This window comes from Exiguobacterium sp. s11 (genome assembly GCF_018619015.1).
In the GTDB taxonomy this organism is placed as follows: domain Bacteria; phylum Bacillota; class Bacilli; order Exiguobacteriales; family Exiguobacteriaceae; genus Exiguobacterium_A; species Exiguobacterium_A indicum.
Genome location: NZ_JACSNF010000001.1, coordinates 699529 through 719268, shown reverse-complemented (window position 1 = coordinate 719268; position 19740 = coordinate 699529). Strand labels below are relative to the sequence as shown.

The window sequence follows — 19740 nt, the reverse complement described above, 5'->3', positions numbered from 1 at the left end:
TTATCAGAACATTGTAAACTATTTGTAACGAAGGGTTTGATTCGAATATAGTAATTCTTTTTTTTTCGGTCAAAAACCTGACAGTATCATTTTTTTAGAAACCTAGGGGGGTCATCGTAACATGAAGAAGAAAAGCTTTGCTTTAGCTACATCGGTAGCACTCGTATCAAGTGCGTTCCTCGCAGCTTGTTCGACAACGGATTCAGGCGACAAATCGGGCGACACAGGTTCAAGCAAAAAATCCAATGATCAAACACTTAATTTGATCGAAGGTTCGGATATTCCGACACTCAACCCGACGACTTCAACAGACTCAGTTTCATTTAACGTATTGAACAACACGATGGAGGGTCTTTACCGTCTTGATGACAAGCAGCAGCCGACTCCAGGTATCGCTGAAAGCCACACGGTTTCAGATGACAAATTAACATACACGTTCAAATTACGTGATGCAAAATGGTCTGATGGTACACCACTTACGGCAAAAGATTTCGAATATGCATGGAAAGAAGTTCTAAATCCTGAAAACGCTTCACAGTATGCATACGTCTTCTACAATATCGAAGGTGCAGAAGAGTACAATACGAAAAAAGGCGATCGTGATGCTGTCGGTGTTAAAGCAGTCGATGACAAAACGCTCGAAGTTAAGTTAAAAGCACCTGCAGATTACTTCCTCGGACTCACTGGATTCGGACCATTCATGCCGAAATCAGAAGAACTCTCGAAGAAAATCGGGAAAGACTTCGGTTCGACTGCAGACAAGGCGCTCTACAACGGACCATTCAAGTTAACAGAATGGACACGTGAACAAGGCTGGAAAATGGTTAAAAACGATAACTACTGGGATAAAGATGCCGTCAAACTTAAAACGATCAACGTTAAGGTCGTTAAAGAGACAGCGACAGGTGTTAACCTTTACGAAAAAGGTGACATCGACCGTACAGGTCTAACTTCTGAGTTCGTTGCTCAGTACAAAGACAATAAAGAATTTAAAACAAAAGGTGAATCAACGATCTTCTACCTTAACCTCAACACAAAGGTAAAAGCGCTTGATAATGAAAAAATCCGTCGCGCCATCGATATGGGTTACAACAAAAAAGGAATCACGGATGTCATCCTTGCAAACGGATCACTTCCAGCAAACTACCTCGTACCAAAAGATTTCGCAAAAGATGCTGACGGAAAAGATTTCCGCGACAAGTATCCGGCATTCAACGAATACAATGCCGATGAAGCGAAAAAACTCTGGGAAGAGGGTCTCAAAGAAATCGGTCAAAAATCGGTTGATCTTGAGCTCTTGAACTACGATAGCGACGATGCTAAGAAAATCGGTGAGTTCTTGAAAGGGGAACTTGAGAAAAACCTTCCAGGTATGAAGGTTACGATCAAACAACAACCATTCAAAAACAAACTTGATCTTGAAAACAAAGGTGATTTCGAGTTCTCATTCGCTGGCTGGGGTCCTGACTACCAAGATCCAATGACGTTCCTCGATCTCTTCGTCACGGGCGGACCATACAACCGTGGTAAATGGTCGGACAAAGAGTACGATAAACTCATCAAAGATGCACAAACTCAAACAGATGCAACAAAACGTTGGTCTGAACTACAAGAAGCTGAGAAAATCCTTCTTGATTCAGCAGCGATCTCACCTGTTTATCAGCGTGGACGTGCATTCCTCGTTAAACCATACGTCAAAGGAGTCGTCGAGCATAACTTCGGCGCAGACTTCTCTTACAAATGGGCTTCAATCGAAGGAAAATAAGCAAAATAAAAACTACTTCCGATTTGATTCGGAAGTAGTTTTTTGTTTGGAAATATCAAAAAAGACCGGAGCATTCCGATCTCTTTTGGAGAAAATCTTATTTTTTTACTTTGGCACGCTTCCGCTGTAAGCCCATTGCCTTTTCGATTTTCGCGAGTTTTTTGGCAGCGACTGCTTCTGCGCGATCACGTCCAGCGTCGAGAATTTGATCGAGTTCTTCAGAGTCAATCAATTCATAATAGCGCTGTTGAATCGGTTCGAGTTCCGCAATGATCGCTTCTGCGACATCTGTTTTGAATGTTCCATAATTCGAGCCCTCGTATTTTGCTTCAAGAGCTGGAATCGAGATACCAGCGAGTAGGGAATAGATCTCAAGTAAATTCGACACACCTGGTTTGTTTTCACGATCGAATTTGACGATGCCTTCTGAGTCCGTGACAGCTGATTTCACTTTTTTACGAATGACATCTGGTGCGTCAAGCATCGAGATGAAGCCTTTCGGATTTTGATCAGATTTTGACATCTTTTTATCTGGCGTCGTCAAACTCATGATCCGGGCACCTGATTCAGCAATGATCGGTTCTGGTAATGTGAACGTCTCATAATAGCGGCTATTAAATCGTTGGGCTAAATCGCGCGTTAACTCAATGTGTTGTTTTTGATCGTCACCGACCGGAACGAGTTCCGCGTCGTAGAGAAGGATATCAGCTGCCATGAGCGTCGGGTAGACGAACAACCCTGCACCAATCCGCTCTTTTCCTTGTGATTTATCTTTATATTGCGTCATACGTTCTAGTTCACCCATACCGGAAAGACATGTCAACATCCAGCCGAGTTGCGCGTGCGCTTTGACTTCTGATTGAACGAAAATCGTTGATTTTTCTGGGTTCAGACCACTTGCGATATAAAGAGCAGCAAGGGCGCGTGTATTGTTCATCAGTTCGACACGATCGATATCGACCGTGATGGAGTGCAGATCGACGACGCAGTAATATGCATCATGACCGTCCTGTAAGTTCACGAAGTGTTTCATGGCACCTAAGTAATTTCCGAGTGTGACCGTTCCGGTTGGTTTGATACCTGAGAAAATCGTTTTCATAATGAAATCCCTCCAAATAATAAGATCAAAATAAAAAACGCCCCTTGAAAATCAAGGGACGAGTCATCGCGTTGCCACCCAAGTTGCTATTTACATAGCCGCTCAATTTGCTGTAATGGGCAAACCCATCTGACTCTACTTGTTTTCGAATCAGCCACTCGAAAGTCCATTCACTTAGGCATCACCTGTCCATTTTCAGCACCATGGACTCTCTGAGAGGAGTGGATCTAAGTTACTACTCTTTGTCGTCGTGTTTTCTTGTTTGATTAGCTTGAGTTTACCATACCTTAGGTAGAGCGTCACGTTGATTTCGTTTAAAAATAGGAGATGATCAGTGAGACGACGATGAAGATGATACCGCTTGAGACATAGGGTTTCGTCCGTGCTGAAGCACGGCGTTGCTTTTTACGAAGCACTTCTTCCTCTTCGTCCTCGTCTTCGTAATAATCTCCGTCAATCTCTCGCAACTTTGCTTCCCGCTGCTTTTTGAATCCAGCTGTCATGCCGCGGAAGAAGCCGTTAGCAGACATGTTCGAGAAGAATCCTACTGCAATTAACAAGAATCCTGCTATGAATAAACCACCAGACAGATGATACAGGATACCGTGTGTCGAATCCGTCATAGTTGCCCAAATCGTATAAAGTAGAACAAGAATGACCGCAATGATGACCGGTCGGAAATACGTCGATCGCATGAAAATCCCCCTTTACGTACATAGATATTCTTAGTATACGAAACTTTTAATGCTGTTACGAATCGGTAACAAACGAATGATGCAAAATAGCAAATAGTGTGACTATTCACTTGACGTTAATGCTATTCTCACATAAAATCAATTTATCACTTCGTTTAAGTTTTTGAAACTAGGTCAATGCATTTTGGGGAATACATTGCAGTTTCGACGGGACGTTATTGATGTCATAGGCATTATGGCAACTTGGAAATTGAAAAGGAGATGACTTACCGATGAACAAAAAAACAGTCGGTCTCGCTTTATCAGTCATGCTTGCAGGAAGCGCAGTGCTTGCTGGATGTTCGACAGGTGGCGGAGACAAAGATTCAGGTTCAACAGACGGCAAGAAAAATCTACGTTTGACGGACACTTCGGACATCACGACAGTGGACCCTGCGAAAGCTACGGATTCCGTCGCTTTCAACATGATCGGAAACACGATGGAAGGTCTTTATCGTTTAGACAAGGACGGAAAAGCGATTCCAGCACTTGCAGAAAAAACGGATATTTCAAGCGACAATTTGACGTATACGTTCACACTTCGTGATTCGAAATGGTCAGACGGTTCACCTGTCAAAGCACAAGATTTTGAATTCGCTTGGAAACGTGCTGCTGATCCAAAAACAGGTTCTAGTTACTCATACATCTTTGACACGTTAAAAAACGGCGCTGATGTTACACAAGGTAAAAAGCCTGTTGATGAACTCGGTGTTAAAGCAATCGATGATAAAACGTTAGAAGTAAAACTCGAGCGTCCAGCTCCGTATTTCCTCTCACTGACATCGTTCGGTACGTATACACCAATCAGTGAAGACTTCTACAAGAAGAATGAAAAAGACTTCTCGCTTAAACCAGATAAATTGCTTTACAACGGTCCTTTCGTTTGGGAATCTTGGAAAACGGATTCAAAACGTGTTCTGAAGAAAAACGACAACTACTGGGATAAAGATGCTGTCAAACTCGACGAAGTCACGATCAGTGTCGTTAAAGATACGTCAACAGTCGCAAACTTGTATGATTCAAACGAAATCGATTACGCAGGTCTAACTTCAGAGCAAGTTGAAGCTTACAAATCGAAACCTGAATTCAAGACAGCGCTTCGCTCTTCGATCGCTTACTTGAAATTCAACAACGAAGATAAAACGATGAAAAATGTCGATGCGCGTAAAGCAATCGCTCGTGCGATCGATCCAAAAGGGATCACGGATACGCTTCTTGCGAACGGTTCGATTCCAACAACAAGCTTCATTCCAAAAGACTTCGTCAAAGATGCATCAGGCAAAGACTACACGAGCGACATCAACTGGTTCGACCGTGACGCGAAAGAAGCAGCAGATCTTTGGAAAAAAGCAAATGGCGATAAGAAAACGACGATTGAATTGCTTTCGTTCGATAGTGAAGATGCGAAGAAAATCGGTGAGTACATGAAAGGTCAAATCGAGAAGAATCTTCCGAACGTCACGGTTTCGATCAAACAACAGCCGTTCAAGAACAAACTCGATCTTGAAACAAAAGGAGATTATCAAATCTCTTACTCACTTTGGGGTCCAGATTATCAAGATCCAATGTCTAACCTGTCCATCTTCGAATCAACGAACAGCCAAAACGACGTGAAGTACAAATCAGCTGCGTATGATAAATTATTAAACGCGGCAAACGATGAGTCAGACTTGACGAAGCGTTTAGATTTGTTCAAACAAGCTGAGGCGCAATTGATTGAAAAAGATCAAGCCATCGCACCAATCTATCAAGCGGGTTCTGCATACTTGAGCCGTCCGACGGTCAAAGATTTCAACCGTCAATTGTTCGGAGCAGATTTCCAATACAAATATGTTGATGTGAAGTAATCGAGAACGGGAGCGTCCCTAAGTCAGTTCGGGTGCGCTCCTGTTTTATACTACTTTGAATGAACGGAAACTCATTTTTAGCGGAAATGTGAAATTTTCGTAAAAAAGTGGTTCTAATTACTTTGTTAGCAAAGTATAATGGAATCAAACGAAAAATTCTGACTATTGGACGACATTAAAAAAAGCGTCTGATCGAACATCGAATCAAAGCACAATTAAAAAGAATTTTAAATTTTTATAACAAAATTCTTGAATGTTCCGACAATTGTGGGTCATACTGATTTTATTGATGTTTCGAAAAAAACAGAAAATCTTTATAGGGGGTGCCATCTTATGGGCCGTTATTTAGCTCAACGCCTGGTTTACGGCGTATTGACGTTTTTACTCATCGCTTCGTTCACTTTCTTCCTGATGGATCTGCTACCAGGTTCACCATTCCAGAACCAGGAGAAACTTTCTCCTGAACAGTTGAATATCCTTCGGGATAAGTACAATTTGAATGATCCACTACCACAACGCTATGCAGCGTACATGGTTAACTTATTCCAAGGAGACCTTGGTGTATCGTTCAAATATGACAGCCGTCCAGTTACAGATTTAATTTCTGAACGAATTGGACCATCGGCTCAACTTGGAGTTCAAGCACTCGTACTTGGTGTACTCTTAGGTCTCGTACTTGGTGTAGTTGCTGCACTTCGTCACAACACAGTTGTCGACTACGGAGCAATGTTCATCTCGGTTCTCGGGATTTCAGTACCATCTTTCGTATTCGCCTCACTCCTTCAGTATTATGTCGGCGTGAAATGGGGCGCTTTGCCAGTAGCGTTCTGGGAAAGTCCGGCGCATACGATTCTACCAACGATTTCGTTGTCTCTTGGGGTCACCGCCTCGATTGCCCGATTCGTAAGGACGGAAATGCTTGAGGTTACAGGTCAGGATTACGTCACGTTAGCTAAAGCAAAAGGCCTAGATGGTCAATCGATCACTTGGAAACACATGGTTCGGAATGCATTGATTCCAGCTATTACGATTCTTGGACCTATGACTGCTGCATTGATTACAGGTACATTTGTCATCGAAAAAATCTTTGCTGTACCTGGGCTTGGTGAGTTGTTCGTATCGTCAATCACACAAAATGACTATACAGTTATCATGGGTACGACGCTGTTCTTCTCGGCAATCTTCATTCTCATGATTTTAATCGTCGACTTGCTATACGGTGTCGTTGATCCACGGATTCGTTTGGGGGGTAGTAAATAATGGCTGAACAAAATTCAAATGCAAAAGCGGAACAGTTCGATTCATCATTGTTTCAACAAGTTGAGTTCAATGAACAAGCCGGTGAACGAATTGCCGGTAAAAGCTTAAACTTTTGGCAGGATGCTTGGATGCGCTTGCGTAAAAACAAAGCAGCGATCATTTCTCTTGTCTTGATCATCGTGATTGCCATCATGTCATTAGCGGGTCCTGCAATCTCTGGTAAAGATGCTTATACCCAAACAATCACTCAAGCTAAACTTCCACCTAAAGTAACAGGATTAGAGTGGGCTGGTTTTGATGGTATGGCAACACTTGGTGAGACACCAATCGATTTTTATAAACAAAAACAAGTAAAAGAAAATTATTGGTTTGGTACGGACCACCTTGGTCGTGATCTTTGGTCACGTGTCTGGGAAGGGACGAAAATTTCACTCTTCATCGGTTTGATGGCAGCGCTTATTGACGTTCTCGTCGGTGTCACATACGGTGGTATTTCAGCTTATTACGGCGGTCGCGTCGATAATATCATGCAACGGATCGCGGAAATCCTGACAGGGGTACCGAACTTAATCCTGATCATCCTCTTCATCTTGATTCTTGAACCAGGAATCACGACGATCATCCTCGCGATGACGATTACTGGTTGGATCGGGATGAGTCGACTCGTTCGTGGTCAGATCCTGAAACTAAAGAACCAAGAATTCGTTCTCGCAGCACGTACACTTGGTGCTTCTAGCGCACGTTTAGTCTTCAAACATTTGATTCCAAATACCTTGGGTACAATCATCATCTCGCTCATGTTCACGATTCCTGGGGCAATCTTCTTCGAAGCTTTCCTAAGCTTCATCGGTCTTGGGCTTGCACCACCGCAACCGTCGCTTGGTACACTGATCAATGAAGGGTACAAAGAACTTAAGACGTTTCCTTTCTTGCTCGTCGTTCCATCGACAGTGCTCGTACTCCTCATGATCAGCTTCAACATGTTGGCAGATGGATTACGTGATGCGTTCGATCCACGTCTACGTCGCTAACAAATATTAGATTAGAGAGGAGCTCATCCAAAATGGAAACAATCTTGTCAGTCCGCGACCTGAATGTCGCTTTCCATACGTACGCCGGGACGGTTCAAGCTGTCCGCGGAGTATCGTTCGATTTAAAAAAAGGTGAAACGCTCGCAATCGTTGGTGAGTCCGGTTCTGGTAAATCGGTTACTTCAAAAGCCATCATGCGTCTGATTCCAAATCCGCCAGGTGAAATCACAAAAGGTGAGATCTTATTCGAAGGTCGCGATTTGGTTAAGCTTTCCGATAAAGAAATGCAAAAAGTACGCGGTCGTGATATCGCAATGATCTTCCAAGATCCAATGACATCACTTAACCCGACAATGACGATCTACAAACAGATTGCCGAAGGTTTAAAACGTCACCAAGGATTGACAGGTGATGCTGCTAAAAAACGTACGCTTGAATTACTGACGCTTGTAGGGATTCCAAACCCAGAAGCACGTCTGAAACAATATCCACACCAATTGTCTGGTGGGATGCGTCAACGGATCGTCATCGCAATCGCACTTGCTTGTAATCCGAAAGTCTTGATTGCCGATGAGCCGACGACAGCACTCGATGTTACGATTCAAGCGCAAATCCTTGAGTTATTGAAAGACATTCAACAAAAAACGGGTACAGCGATCATCTTCATCACGCACGATTTAGGCGTCGTAGCGAATATGGCCGATCGTGTAGCGGTCATGTATGCAGGTAAATTAATTGAGAAGGGTACAGTCGATGAGATTTTCTACGAGCCACGTCATCCATATACTTGGGGACTCCTTGGTTCAATGCCACGTCCATCGGATGACCGTTCACAAGATTTACCGGCGATTCCAGGAACACCACCTAACTTACTTCATCCACCAGTCGGTGACGCGTTTGCACCACGAAATAAATATGCAATGAAGATTGATTTTGAAAAAGAACCTCCTTTCTTCAAAATTACAGATACTCACGAAGCGGCGACATGGTTGCTCCACCCACAAGCACCGTATGTTGAGCCACCACTTGCAATTCGGGATCTGGCGTTGAAATACCGCCCAGATAGCGTATTCGCGAAATCGCTTCTGAAAGGCGGTCTGAAATAATGGAAAACCGTAATAAATTACTTGAAGTAAAAAACTTGAAGCAACACTTCAACATTGGACGCGGACGTGTCGTTAAAGCGGTTGATGGTTTATCATTCGATATCTATGAAGGCGAAGTACTTGGTCTTGTAGGTGAATCGGGTTGTGGTAAATCAACGACTGGTCGCTCAATCATCGGATTGTATGAGGCGACAGACGGCGAAGTCATGTTCAAAGGTGAAAACGTTCATGGTAAAAAGTCGCGTAAAGATAAACTGAAGTTCAACCGTGCGATGCAAATGATTTTCCAAGACCCTTATGCGTCACTTAACCCACGGATGACAGTCGGTGATATCATCGCTGAGGGAATTGATATTCATGGTCTAGCAAAGTCGAAAGACGAGCGGAATAACCGTGTGTACGATTTACTCGAAACAGTTGGTTTGACGAAAGAACATGCGAGCCGTTACCCACACGAGTTCTCGGGTGGTCAGCGTCAACGGATTGGAATCGCGCGTGCGCTTGCTGTAGAACCGGACTTCATCATCGCGGATGAGCCAATCTCGGCACTTGACGTATCGATTCAAGCGCAGGTCGTCAACTTGATGAAAAAACTGCAACGTGATCGTAGTTTGACTTACTTGTTCATCGCCCACGACTTATCGATGGTCAAGTATATCTCAGACCGGATCGGTGTTATGTACCAAGGTCACCTCGTTGAACTATGTAGTGCGGATCGCTTATATGAGAATCCGGTCCATGCTTATACGAAATCGCTCTTGTCTGCGATTCCTCTTCCGGATCCAGAGCACGAGCGTACGCGTAAGCGGATCGTTTATGATCGTCCGACGAGTGGACCTGTTGGTAAATCAGATGAAGATTCAAGCATTCCACCACTTCGTGAAATCGAACCAGGTCATTTTGTTTCGATGACGGATGCAGAACTGGAAGCATATCAAGCGCAACTCGTATAATTGTTTAAAACAAAAGGCATTTCCACGTTGATCGTGGAAATGCCTTTTAATTTTCTGATGCAATTCGTGGAAGATGCGCGAAGCGATGAACGACAGAATCAATCGCATCAAGACGGCGCATGGCTTCATCAAAATCGATTTTTTCATAGTGATGTAGTCCGCCTGGTTGTTCTTCCAGCGTATCTGCATCGTGCACAAGTTGTTGAAGTGGTGTCCGGTTGATTGCACCAGGTGGAAGATACGAATCCGTATGCAAGAGAACGGCAAGTGCGATTTCTTTGGCACGAGCTGGTTCTTCACCAAGGCGAATCAAAAGTTTATGAGCGCGTTCAGCCCCTTTAATGGCATGAATATCATTTTGACGATAGAGATCATAGTTCCAAGTGCCATCGGTATACCATTCGTAATGCCCGATGTCATGGAGGAGTGCAGCTTTCGTAGCTGTATCCGCATCTAAACCTCGCTTCGTAGCAAGCGTCAGTGCGCGTTCAGCTACTGAAATCGCATGATTCAAGCCAGAACGGGATAAATATTTTTGAGCGATCGGATGATCGAGAATCGTAACGAGTGTTAATGACATGAATGAAAAACTCCTTCCTGAGCGTTGATATTTCTATACACTCTACAGAAAATTGAAAGAAATTGCAACTATTTTTCATTACTCAATCGACAATCTCACATATTTAATTGCTTAAAGTAGGAATAGATTTTTGATATACGTGGTATAATTACTAATGTAGAAGATGATTATTTTGCTTTCGTAGGTTGTTAGTTCTGTTTCGGACCGATTGGGGTGTCGGAATATGAAAGAACGTGACAAAAAGAAAAAGCTGAAGAAGCGCCTTTTGCGGGATATTTTAGAGAAAAAACTAAAAGAAATGAAACTTCCTAAAACAAAAGAAACGATTTCTCAGCCATTTGATCACACGCCAGCTTGTTAAAGCCACGTGGTGGCTTTAACAAGCTTTTTTACGAAAAGTTCTTTCATCTTTATAAAAAAGCTAGGTTTTCTGCTTTATTAGATGTAAACTGTCAAGTAATAGAACCATCATCGATATCTATGTATTCACTTAGGTGTTGAATGATGTTAAATCAGGGGGAGGATGTTTTTCAATGGTAACACTCTATACTTCACCAAGTTGTACTTCTTGTCGGAAAGCACGCGCGTGGCTTGAAGAACATGAAATCCCGTTCGTAGAACGTAATATTTTTTCAGAACCATTATCGCTCGATGAAATCAAACAGATTCTTCGAATGACGGAAGATGGAACGGACGAGATTATCTCAACGCGTTCAAAAGTCTTCTCGAAACTCGATGTTTCCGTTGAAAACTTATCGTTGCAGCACCTATACGATTTAATTCAAGAATATCCTGGATTATTGCGTCGTCCGATTTTGATTGACGAAAAACGTCTTCAAGTAGGATACAACGAGGATGAAATCCGTCGATTCTTACCACGCAAGGTGCGTACATTCCAACTTTTGGAAGCACAGCGTCTTGTAAACGAGTAATTTTAAAAAGCACGCTGCTTCGTGAGCAGTGTGCTTTTTGTTACCGATAAAAAAGGTTAAAATAAAGATAACAAAGGAATAGAAATATATCCTTCGGATTCGAAAGTGTGAATCCAAGTCATGTCCTCGTTCGTATTCTAGATAAGGAACGAGAAGAAAGGAGTGGACAGATTGAAAATCGAACGCGTCAATGACAATACGGTCAAGTTCTTCATCACTTATACTGACATCGAACGCCGTGGTTTTGCCCGAGATGAGATTTGGTATAATCGGGAACGGGGAGAACAGTTATTCTGGCAGATGATGGACGAAGCGAATGAAAAAGAGTCCATCTCCTTCGAAGGTCCACTATGGATTCAAGTGCAAGCTTTTGAAAAAGGTCTTGAAGTCACTGTAACGATCGCAAAAAATGCAGTCGATGGTGAGCAAGTCGATGAAGACGAACTCGATTCACTTTTACGATCAGCGATGTCTGAGACAGAAGATAAAGATACAGAATTAAGCCAGGATGTCTTATTCGAAACTCATGATTTCGAGCATATCATTGCGCTTAGTCAATATGCGAATGCTCCTGTCTTCGCAGAACTTGAAACAGCGCTTTACCAAAAGGATGGACTCTATCTACTACATGTTCATTTCGAAGATGATGTGAATGTAGAAGCACAAGAAAATGTCATGAGTTTAATTGCCGAATATCTTCATTTCAGCGAACAAACGATTCATCCTGTCGCTGAATATGGAAAACAAATCATTGCTTCAGACGTCTTTGCCTTTATTCGGAAATACTTTCCGAATTAAAGGAACTAAAAGTGCGAGTAAAAGGAGGATCACGAATCGTGATACCTCCTTTTATTCTGACATTAAGTGAGGGTATAACCACCGTCTACGATAAGGGCTTGCCCATTGATGTAACTCGCTTTATTCGAGAGTAAGAAACAAACGACTTCTGCGATTTCAGAAGGTTGTGCAGGTTCGCCACGAAGATGATGCTTCATCGCAAGATCAAACTTATCTTTCCCGCCATATAACGCATAACTGAGCGCTGTATCGACTGGTCCCGGGCAAATCGCATTAAATCGGTACTTACCATGGAAGCGGGCGGCGTATGTCTTTGTTAGCGTCAGTAAAGCACTTTTAGACGAAGCGTAAGGCAGTAGCATTGCTGGAAACTTAACATGACCTACGATGGCGCTATTATTGACGATGGAAGCACCTTTTGAAAAGCGTTTCGTCGCGAGCTGGATGATTCGTTCGGGTGCGTGATAGTTCACTTGGAATACTTCTTTTTGTTGATCGGAGACACGTTCAGGTGCAACGGGTTTACCGAAAGTACCTGCATTGTTGAAAATACCATCGATTTCTGGGAAATCTTCTTGTGTTTCTTCAAAGAACGCATCGATTGCAGAGGAATCAGTTAAGTCGACAGGGAAGAAATATAAACGTCCTTCTCCATTTGATTCAAGCGAGGATCCTTTATCTTCATTACGACCAATCGCAAGGACAGTATGTCCCTCCCGGATGAGTTGAAGCGCAGTTGCCTCACCAATTCCACTTGTTGCACCAGTAATGATATACGTACCCATTTAAACGCTTCCTTTCTGTCATCAGTTTAAATACGATTTGTACTACTTACATAAAAGGAGGGGGATTCATGCTACGACGTGTACAACTTCTCATGACCCTCATCTTGACCATCGGCTTGATTGCCTTTTTATCCTACTATTGGAGTGTCTACATGGTAGGTTGGCTGTCCATCGTCATCATTTTGGTCGTCATGAGCGTGTTCGTCATCATTCTACTCGAAAATCGGAACCCAGAACGAACGCTCGTCTGGGCACTCGTCATGATGGCATTGCCTGTCGTTGGCGTATTCGTGTATTTCACATTTGGTCAGAACTACCGCCGAAAACGAATGTTTCGACTGAAGGCAATGCTTGATGAGGAGTCTTACATTAAATATCGTACCCAGTTTAAGGCAGGGGTACACCAATCAGTGTTCCAAGAAGGGCGTTATGGAAAAGTTGTGACACTTATCGATTCAATCAGTCGTCTTCCGATTTCGTATAATACACATACAAGAATCTTGACTAATGGTCAGGAAAAGTTTCCGATTCTTTTAGAAGAGATTCGTCAAGCACAGCATCATATTCATTTGGAGTACTATATCGTACGGGATGATCAACTTGCGCTTCAGTTACAGGAAGCGTTGATTGAAAAGGCCGAGCAAGGAATCGAGGTCCGTTTTCTTTATGATGCAGTCGGATGTTTTTCGACGGATAAGCATTATTTCAAGAAGATGCAGGCGGCTGGCGTTGAGGTTCGCGCGTTTTTCCCTGTCGTCTTACCGTTTATTTCGAGTAAATCGAACTACCGGAATCATCGGAAAATTGTCGTCATCGATGGAACGGTTGCATTTACAGGCGGAATCAACATTGGGGATGAGTATATCGGTCGCGATCAACATTTTGGTTTTTGGCGTGATACCCATCTTCTCGTAAGGGGAGAGGCTGTCTCTGAACTCCAACTGATTTTTCTCCAAGACTGGTATTACATGACAGGTGAACGGCTGTTTACACCGTTTTACATGGAGCCACTTGAGTACGTTGAAGAAGCAACAGGGGGTGTTCAAATCATTGCGAGCGGTCCTGATGAGCCACATGAGGCAATGAAATCACTTTACTTCGGGCTCATCACGGAAGCGCGTGAATCAGTCTATATTGCTTCTCCGTATTTGATACCGGATGAAGACCTGATGACAGCACTGAAGACAGCTGCTATGGCAGGGATTGATGTCCGTATTTTGCTACCGAGCTTTCCAGACCATAAAATCGTATTTTTTGCGAGCCGTTCTTATTTTGATGACTTGCTACGAGCTGGTGTGAAAATTTACGAGTACAATAAAGGATTCATGCACTCGAAAGTCATCGTTGTGGACGACGCCATCGCAACGATTGGGACAGCGAACATGGATTTACGTAGTTTTCATTTGAATTTCGAAGTGAATGCTTTCTTATATGGAACGAACTCTGTCCATGAACTAACACGTGATTTTTATGAAGATTTTAGCCATTCGACACAAGTTGATGCTGATATGTTCCATCGGCGTCCATTACGCCGTCGATTGATTGAATCGATTTCACGTTTATTCTCACCGTTACTCTAGAAAAAGGGGACGATTCAGATGTTTGAAGCCATTGATGCTTCTGGTAAACGCATCATGATTCACAGATTTCCCATCCATGAATTAAAAGCGATGTCCTTACGTTGTCCGTATTGCCTGAAGCCCTTGCGCGTCAGGCAAGGACGACGACCACATTTTGCACATATCTCAGCTTGTTCAGGAGAAAGTAGTGTGCATATGTCCTGGAAAAAGCGCATTGCCGATTCTTTAATAAATGCAGGTATCCAAGTCGAAATTGAATGGGTGACTGGAGAGAGACGTTTTGACCTGTGGATACCAGAACAGAAACTTGGAATTGAGATTCAACGTTCTCCGATGTCGGCAGAGGAATGGATTAGACGAGCCTTACTTGATGCGAAACAAGAACAAACGGTTCGGTGGATCGGATTTCATCCTTCACATGGTGTCACGTTGCGATTGCAGGGTTGGATGCGACAAGCATTTTTACAAAATGATTATTTGGATCTGATCGTCGAGAATCAAATCCGGAGATTTCGACATCCAGTTCCTTTTGCAAAACACCATGTCTATTGCACGGTTCAATCGCTCTCGTTATCTGATTTTCTCTTGACAGAGCCTTCATCATTTCCTCGGAAATTTTCAATCGCTCGATGGCAAGGGATCGTTCATCGCTATCGGAGACGTCCTTTTTATCCTTCATTACCTCCACGCATTCTCAAGACCCCACTGTATCAAGCAGGTCTCCATCTACAAAACCTTCCCTCTTTTGTGTTTCTTCCGATCACACGTCTATTATTTCTCCCTGTCCATCCCTTTGAATTTCAAATCGCAGTCTTTTTAAAGCTAAAAGGGAGATATACTTCAATCCATCTAGAACATGCCATAAATCAACTGCTTTACCAATTGAATCTATCGATTGAAAGAGATTTGATTGATGCTCTCGTCAGAGAATGGATGGAACGGATCGAGGAGGCGAATAAGCTGTTTTAGCAGGAGCACTTCGATTGTTTGTCGAAAAGAAAACAGGTATAACTGAATTAAAGGAGTGAGGGAAATGGCAGAAGTATTAACACGTCAAGATGTTGACGTTACAGAAACATGGAATCTAGAGTCGATTTACGCAACGAACGAAGCGTGGGAAGAAGAATTCGAATCGGTGAAAGCGATGCTTCCATTACTCGTCGAGTATAAGGGTCGTCTTGGACAGAGTGCAGAAACACTCTATGAAGGGTTACAGTTACGCGACGAAGTCTCAAGACGCCTTTATAAGCTTTATACATACGCGCACATGCGTTATGACGAAAATACAGCAGACAGTTTCTACCAAGCTATGAATGACCGTGCTCGGACGCTCGCGTCGCAAATCGGAGCAACACTTGCTTTCATGACACCAGAATTGTTAGCTGTACCTGAGTCAACGATTGAGACGTATCTTAATGAGAATCCAGATCTTGCGATGTATCGTCATGCATTTGATGAATTGAATCAAGAGCGTGAACACGTCCTGACGGAAGCGGAAGAAGCGATTCTTGCAAAGGCAGGAGAAGTACTCGGTCAATCCGGTACGACGTTCGGTATGTTGAACAATGCAGATCTGACATTCCCGAAAATCAAAGGGGAAGACGGAGAAGAGACAGAGTTGACACATGGTCGCTTCATCACATTCCTCGAGTCATCTGATCGTTCGGTCCGTGAAGCTGCATTTAAAGCGATGTATGGAACATATGCAAAATACACGAATACGCTCGCTTCGACACTTGCTGGGTCAGTTAAGAAAGACAACTTCTATGCGGATGTCCGGAAGTTCCCATCGGCACGCGCAGCTGCTTTACATGGTAATGCGATTCCTGAGTCCGTCTATGATGGATTAGTTGAAGCGGTACATGAGCATTTACCATTACTCCATCGTTACGTCGCTTTACGTAAGCGAGTACTTGGACTTGATGAACTACACGTGTATGATATGTACACACCGCTCGTTTCTGAGGTGGAGATGAAAGTCTCTTACGAGGAAGCGAAACAATTGATGGTTGAAGGACTTGCACCGCTTGGAACAGAGTATAAGCACATCCTCGAAGAAGGATTGTCTGAACGTTGGGTTGATGTCCGAGAGACGCGTGGTAAACGGAGTGGAGCCTACTCTTCTGGTGCTTATGATACACAGCCGTTCATTTTGATGAACTGGCAAGACAACATCAACAACCTCTTTACACTCGCACATGAATTCGGACATTCTGTCCATAGTTATTACACGCGGAAGTCTCAACCATATCCATATGGTGATTATTCAATCTTCGTCGCAGAAGTTGCCTCAACGACGAATGAAGCATTGTTGAACGACTATCTATTGAAGAAAGTAACGGATCGTAAAGAAAAACTCTATCTATTAAACAATCAACTCGAAACATTCCGTGGAACATTGTTCCGACAAACGATGTTCGCCGAGTTCGAACATGCAATTCATGATGCGGCTCGTCTTGGCCAATCGCTGACACCGGAATTCCTAACGTCAACGTATTATGCGTTGAATCAAAAATACTTCGGAGAAGAAATTGTATTGGATGAAGAAATCGGTCTAGAATGGGCTCGGATTCCACACTTCTATTACAATTATTATGTCTATCAGTATGCAACGGGCATTTCTGCTGCCGCTGCTTTGACGGATCAGATTCTAGAAGAAGGACAACCTGCTGTAGAGCGATACATCAACAATTTCTTAAAAGCGGGATCAAGTGATTATCCAATCGAAGTATTAAAAGCTGCGGGTGTCGATATGACAACAAAAGCGCCAGTTGAAGCAGCATTGCGTCAATTTGAACGTGTCCTAGATGAATTTGAAGCTTTGTTAGCAGAGTGACATCTTTGTGACAAAGTGAACAAAGAGTGGAAAAGAGGCGAAGTCCACGATATACTTATATTGTGAAGAGGGTCACATTCCCCAGTCGATTCTCTTTTTCCCCCATCCAGTGGTCAAAAGAAAAGTCCTTCTCGTCATGAAGGACTTTTTCTTATTCTATGAGTAAATACTAAAAAGGGACAGTGAAGCATGCTTCACTGTCCTTTTTATTGTTTTTATCATGCGTGTGCCGAATCTTTTAAATGACGCCATACTTTTCCATCACAGTACGATAGAGAAGCACATTTTTGTTGCAAGACCAGTTTTTTTAATTCGTGTTCAATCTGGGATTCAGGAGCATCATAAATAAAGGCGATTTCAGCCGTTGTTGCTGTTTCATACCGTCTCAAGAATTGTTCGAGTGGTGGCTTCGGTTGTTTCTCGATCGTATGATCTAGCAATTCACTTAAGATCGAGACATACACCAAATACTCATAAGGTCCTTCTGCTTTGATCGCTTCTTCGTCTCCGACAAAAGCGAGTGTCGGAAGAATCCGAACATCCCAATCGGTGACTAGTTCGGTTTCTTTCTCGAGCATTTGCTGAATCGTATCCGACGAGACATCACGATGAAACTCCTCTAAATCCAAACCATACTCCGTTAATGCCTCTGCTAGCCGCATCAATGATGGGCGACTATAAGCACTCTCTCCTTCGACGTTATGAAGCATTCGAAGGCGTCGCATGAATCGCATACCAAACGTCTTTCCTTGAAGCTCAATTGCTTTTAGAATGACGAGTGGTGACATATCGCATGCAGATCGTGATGGAGCACATGGAATCGTTGCAATCGTCCGAAGACGGAACAGATGACCATATTCTAGCTCTAGCTTCTTGAGGACGGGTATCAACCGTAAACCATCCGTTTGTGTCACATCTAGAAAATGATAGATTTCCAGAGGTTTCGTCGGTTGTTGAATCGATGGTTCGTCCAATGAACAATAAGATCCGTTACATTGTGAGTGTTCCATCCGTTCACCCCTTCCTGTTGTTATCGTTACCCTATTTTAGCAACGAAAAAAAAGAAAGAGCAAAGGTTTTGCTTGTTCATTCTTACACGAAAAATCAAGAAAGCGCTTTACGCTCCATGAAGCGAACGATTTTGTTTTTTGTTTTGCGCTGGGGAATGTCATGTTCTGAAAGAAGTCGCTCGAAATCCTTTTGCCCTTGTTCGAAGTTACTGACCTCAAACTCTAACTCATAATCGGTGTGTCCGAGATAGCGACTTTTATCAAGGACAAGCAATCCTTCCGGGAGCACGGTTTCGATTCGTTCTGTCTCTAATCGACCTAAATGCTCCAAAGATCCCTGTAAATCAAATGACTTTAGCTGTTCGTTCATCTCTTCGGAATGAATTAGACCGTATTTGAACAGATCTTCTGCTTCAGTTGATGATAACGTGACATGCGTTTCAAGCAACCCTTCCTCATGGGGTTGTTTTAAAGTCAGGACGAGCCCTTGTTTTTTCTCACGAATCCGTAACGCAGCACCTTTTTTTCGAAGTTCAAAATCTGGCGTATCAAAATAATCATTTGCTTGCCAAATGGGTTGTTTAGCTGACGCATAATGGGTAAATAACGATAGATATTCTTGTTCAGACAATAAGTTCTTAAATTCGATTTCCAATTCTTGTCTAATCGGAATCACGCCTTTCTAGTTGAATGTCTGAAAATATGATAACATGAATGAGGTAGGAACAGGCAGTGAACCAATACTATTCGATTAAAAGTGGTGACAAATCAGATGACAAAAGAAAATTGGGATTTATTTCTTGCACCGTATCAGATCGCGGTCGATGAGTTGAAAGTTAAGCTAAAAGCGATTCGTAAACAATTTCAGCAACGGGGAGAACATTCACCGATTGAATTTGTCACAGGACGGGTCAAACCTGTAAAGAGCATTCTTCAAAAAGCGGAACGAAAAGCAATTGCGCGTGAGTCATTAGAACAAGACATGCAGGATATCGCCGGATTACGTATCATGTGTCAATTCGTCGATGATATCATTCATGTCCTTGAGCTGTTGCGCTCGCGCGGAGATTTTAAAATCGTCGAAGAACGGAACTACATTACGCAAAAAAAGGATAGTGGCTATCGATCGTATCACGTCATCATTGCCTATCCGGTACAGACGATCGAAGGTGAAGTTCCGACGTTAGTCGAGATCCAAATTCGAACGCTTGCGATGAACTTCTGGGCAACGATTGAACACTCGTTGAATTATAAGTACCAAGGAAATATTCCGGAAGAGACGCGTGAGCGTCTGCGTCGTGCAGCAGAGGCAGCATTTTTGCTTGATGCGGAGATGAGCCAGCTGAAAGTAGAAATCCAAGACGCACAACTCGTCTTTCAACGCGACGCTAAGGCGTCTGAACGATTAAAAGAGTAGGGGGATG

19 protein-coding genes and 1 other annotated feature are annotated in these 19740 nt (G+C 43.1%); of the genes, 13 read left to right on the top strand and 6 right to left on the bottom strand.

The genetic code is table 11. From position 1 onward, the window contains the following. Nucleotides 1-121 precede the first annotated feature (121 nt). On the top strand, nucleotides 122-1765 hold the full coding sequence (locus KNQ12_RS04055; protein ID WP_214746461.1) for a peptide ABC transporter substrate-binding protein: 1644 nt from the start codon (nucleotides 122-124) through the stop codon (nucleotides 1763-1765). A 97-nt stretch (nucleotides 1766-1862) separates the two neighbouring features. Here KNQ12_RS04055 and trpS read toward each other — a convergent pair whose 3' ends face one another. Further along, nucleotides 1863-2864 (bottom strand): tryptophan--tRNA ligase, encoded by a 1002-nt coding sequence (gene trpS, locus KNQ12_RS04050; protein WP_214746458.1) that lies wholly within the window; start codon nucleotides 2862-2864, stop codon nucleotides 1863-1865. 51 nt (nucleotides 2865-2915) lie between these two features. Continuing rightward, nucleotides 2916-3122, bottom strand: a binding site (T-box leader). Between the two features lie 56 nt (nucleotides 3123-3178). Beyond that, nucleotides 3179-3559 (bottom strand): DUF3899 domain-containing protein, encoded by a 381-nt coding sequence (locus KNQ12_RS04045; RefSeq protein ID WP_214746455.1) that lies wholly within the window; start codon nucleotides 3557-3559, stop codon nucleotides 3179-3181. Nucleotides 3560-3831: 272 nt separating this feature from the next. Here KNQ12_RS04045 and KNQ12_RS04040 point away from each other — a divergent pair, with 272 nt between their 5' ends. The 5 genes from KNQ12_RS04040 (at nucleotide 3832) to KNQ12_RS04020 (ending at nucleotide 9795) form a co-directional block, all read left to right on the top strand. Next, on the top strand, nucleotides 3832-5445 hold the full coding sequence (locus tag KNQ12_RS04040; protein ID WP_214746452.1) for a peptide ABC transporter substrate-binding protein: 1614 nt from the start codon (nucleotides 3832-3834) through the stop codon (nucleotides 5443-5445). 333 nt (nucleotides 5446-5778) lie between these two features. Further along, nucleotides 5779-6705 (top strand): oligopeptide ABC transporter permease, encoded by a 927-nt coding sequence (opp3b, locus tag KNQ12_RS04035; RefSeq protein ID WP_035406592.1) that lies wholly within the window; start codon nucleotides 5779-5781, stop codon nucleotides 6703-6705. Beyond that, nucleotides 6705-7736 (top strand): oligopeptide ABC transporter permease, encoded by a 1032-nt coding sequence (gene opp3C / locus KNQ12_RS04030; protein ID WP_035406596.1) that lies wholly within the window; start codon nucleotides 6705-6707, stop codon nucleotides 7734-7736. The genes opp3b and opp3C overlap by 1 nt, the downstream gene beginning before the upstream one ends. Nucleotides 7737-7768: 32 nt before the next feature. Continuing rightward, nucleotides 7769-8842 carry an ABC transporter ATP-binding protein gene (locus tag KNQ12_RS04025; RefSeq protein WP_035406599.1) on the top strand — a complete coding sequence of 358 codons (1074 nt, stop codon included), beginning with the start codon at nucleotides 7769-7771 and terminating at the stop codon, nucleotides 8840-8842. Further along, on the top strand, nucleotides 8842-9795 hold the full coding sequence (locus KNQ12_RS04020) for an ABC transporter ATP-binding protein (protein WP_035406602.1): 954 nt from the start codon (nucleotides 8842-8844) through the stop codon (nucleotides 9793-9795). Before KNQ12_RS04025 ends, KNQ12_RS04020 begins: the two co-directional genes overlap by 1 nt. 46 nt (nucleotides 9796-9841) lie before the next feature. Here the strand turns inward: KNQ12_RS04020 and KNQ12_RS04015 are convergent, their stop codons facing one another. After that, complete coding sequence (locus tag KNQ12_RS04015; protein WP_035406605.1) at nucleotides 9842-10375, bottom strand: HD domain-containing protein; 534 nt, start codon at nucleotides 10373-10375, stop codon at nucleotides 9842-9844. A gap of 223 nt (nucleotides 10376-10598) precedes the next feature. On the opposite strand from KNQ12_RS04015, the gene KNQ12_RS04010 reads away from it, so the two are divergent. The 3 genes from KNQ12_RS04010 to mecA all read left to right on the top strand — a co-directional run bounded on the left by KNQ12_RS04010 (nucleotide 10599) and on the right by mecA (nucleotide 12105). Next, nucleotides 10599-10736 carry a hypothetical protein gene (locus KNQ12_RS04010; RefSeq protein ID WP_214746450.1) on the top strand — a complete coding sequence of 46 codons (138 nt, stop codon included), beginning with the start codon at nucleotides 10599-10601 and terminating at the stop codon, nucleotides 10734-10736. A 172-nt stretch (nucleotides 10737-10908) separates the two neighbouring features. Continuing rightward, complete coding sequence (gene spxA, locus KNQ12_RS04005) at nucleotides 10909-11307, top strand: transcriptional regulator SpxA (protein ID WP_012370920.1); 399 nt, start codon at nucleotides 10909-10911, stop codon at nucleotides 11305-11307. A 171-nt stretch (nucleotides 11308-11478) separates the two neighbouring features. Continuing rightward, nucleotides 11479-12105 carry an adaptor protein MecA gene (gene mecA / locus KNQ12_RS04000; protein WP_035406608.1) on the top strand — a complete coding sequence of 209 codons (627 nt, stop codon included), beginning with the start codon at nucleotides 11479-11481 and terminating at the stop codon, nucleotides 12103-12105. Between the two features lie 62 nt (nucleotides 12106-12167). Here mecA and KNQ12_RS03995 read toward each other — a convergent pair whose 3' ends face one another. Next, nucleotides 12168-12890, bottom strand: coding sequence for an SDR family NAD(P)-dependent oxidoreductase (locus KNQ12_RS03995; RefSeq protein WP_214746447.1), 723 nt, complete (start codon nucleotides 12888-12890; stop codon nucleotides 12168-12170). Between the two features lie 68 nt (nucleotides 12891-12958). Here KNQ12_RS03995 and cls point away from each other — a divergent pair, with 68 nt between their 5' ends. From cls to pepF, 3 genes are all read left to right on the top strand, one after another. Continuing rightward, nucleotides 12959-14470 carry a cardiolipin synthase gene (cls, locus tag KNQ12_RS03990; RefSeq protein WP_023468887.1) on the top strand — a complete coding sequence of 504 codons (1512 nt, stop codon included), beginning with the start codon at nucleotides 12959-12961 and terminating at the stop codon, nucleotides 14468-14470. A gap of 18 nt (nucleotides 14471-14488) precedes the next feature. Further along, nucleotides 14489-15439 (top strand): competence protein CoiA family protein, encoded by a 951-nt coding sequence (locus KNQ12_RS03985; RefSeq protein WP_214746443.1) that lies wholly within the window; start codon nucleotides 14489-14491, stop codon nucleotides 15437-15439. Between the two features lie 64 nt (nucleotides 15440-15503). Then, on the top strand, nucleotides 15504-17306 hold the full coding sequence (pepF, locus tag KNQ12_RS03980; RefSeq protein WP_023468886.1) for an oligoendopeptidase F: 1803 nt from the start codon (nucleotides 15504-15506) through the stop codon (nucleotides 17304-17306). A gap of 218 nt (nucleotides 17307-17524) precedes the next feature. Here the strand turns inward: pepF and KNQ12_RS03975 are convergent, their stop codons facing one another. Both KNQ12_RS03975 and KNQ12_RS03970 read right to left on the bottom strand, forming a co-directional pair. Then, a complete protein-coding gene (locus tag KNQ12_RS03975) occupies nucleotides 17525-18316 on the bottom strand; it encodes a DsbA family protein (RefSeq protein ID WP_023468885.1) in 792 nt (263 codons plus the stop codon). 94 nt (nucleotides 18317-18410) lie between these two features. Further along, nucleotides 18411-18992 (bottom strand): CYTH domain-containing protein, encoded by a 582-nt coding sequence (locus KNQ12_RS03970; protein ID WP_235515916.1) that lies wholly within the window; start codon nucleotides 18990-18992, stop codon nucleotides 18411-18413. Nucleotides 18993-19088: 96 nt separating this feature from the next. On the opposite strand from KNQ12_RS03970, the gene yjbM reads away from it, so the two are divergent. Then, the gene (yjbM, locus tag KNQ12_RS03965; protein WP_035396676.1) at nucleotides 19089-19733 is read left to right on the top strand and encodes a GTP diphosphokinase; all 645 of its coding nucleotides are present in this window, start codon (nucleotides 19089-19091) and stop codon (nucleotides 19731-19733) included. Nucleotides 19734-19740 lie beyond the last annotated feature (7 nt).

Excerpts from the sequence above, each read along its gene's own strand:
- KNQ12_RS04045 (WP_214746455.1), bottom strand. The coding sequence starts at position 3,559 with ATGCGATCGACGTATTTCCGACCGGTCATCATTGCGGTCATTCTTGTT.
- opp3C (WP_035406596.1), top strand. The coding sequence starts at position 6,705 with ATGGCTGAACAAAATTCAAATGCAAAAGCGGAACAGTTCGATTCATCA.
- KNQ12_RS03975 (WP_023468885.1), bottom strand. The coding sequence starts at position 18,316 with ATGGAACACTCACAATGTAACGGATCTTATTGTTCATTGGACGAACCA.
- cls (WP_023468887.1), top strand. The coding sequence starts at position 12,959 with ATGCTACGACGTGTACAACTTCTCATGACCCTCATCTTGACCATCGGC.
- trpS (WP_214746458.1), bottom strand. The coding sequence starts at position 2,864 with ATGAAAACGATTTTCTCAGGTATCAAACCAACCGGAACGGTCACACTC.
- pepF (WP_023468886.1), top strand. The coding sequence starts at position 15,504 with ATGGCAGAAGTATTAACACGTCAAGATGTTGACGTTACAGAAACATGG.
- KNQ12_RS04015 (WP_035406605.1), bottom strand. The coding sequence starts at position 10,375 with ATGTCATTAACACTCGTTACGATTCTCGATCATCCGATCGCTCAAAAA.
- KNQ12_RS04040 (WP_214746452.1), top strand. The coding sequence starts at position 3,832 with ATGAACAAAAAAACAGTCGGTCTCGCTTTATCAGTCATGCTTGCAGGA.
- KNQ12_RS04055 (WP_214746461.1), top strand. The coding sequence starts at position 122 with ATGAAGAAGAAAAGCTTTGCTTTAGCTACATCGGTAGCACTCGTATCA.
- KNQ12_RS04025 (WP_035406599.1), top strand. The coding sequence starts at position 7,769 with ATGGAAACAATCTTGTCAGTCCGCGACCTGAATGTCGCTTTCCATACG.
- KNQ12_RS04020 (WP_035406602.1), top strand. The coding sequence starts at position 8,842 with ATGGAAAACCGTAATAAATTACTTGAAGTAAAAAACTTGAAGCAACAC.
- spxA (WP_012370920.1), top strand. The coding sequence starts at position 10,909 with ATGGTAACACTCTATACTTCACCAAGTTGTACTTCTTGTCGGAAAGCA.
- yjbM (WP_035396676.1), top strand. The coding sequence starts at position 19,089 with ATGACAAAAGAAAATTGGGATTTATTTCTTGCACCGTATCAGATCGCG.
- opp3b (WP_035406592.1), top strand. The coding sequence starts at position 5,779 with ATGGGCCGTTATTTAGCTCAACGCCTGGTTTACGGCGTATTGACGTTT.
- KNQ12_RS04010 (WP_214746450.1), top strand. The coding sequence starts at position 10,599 with ATGAAAGAACGTGACAAAAAGAAAAAGCTGAAGAAGCGCCTTTTGCGG.
- KNQ12_RS03995 (WP_214746447.1), bottom strand. The coding sequence starts at position 12,890 with ATGGGTACGTATATCATTACTGGTGCAACAAGTGGAATTGGTGAGGCA.
- KNQ12_RS03985 (WP_214746443.1), top strand. The coding sequence starts at position 14,489 with ATGTTTGAAGCCATTGATGCTTCTGGTAAACGCATCATGATTCACAGA.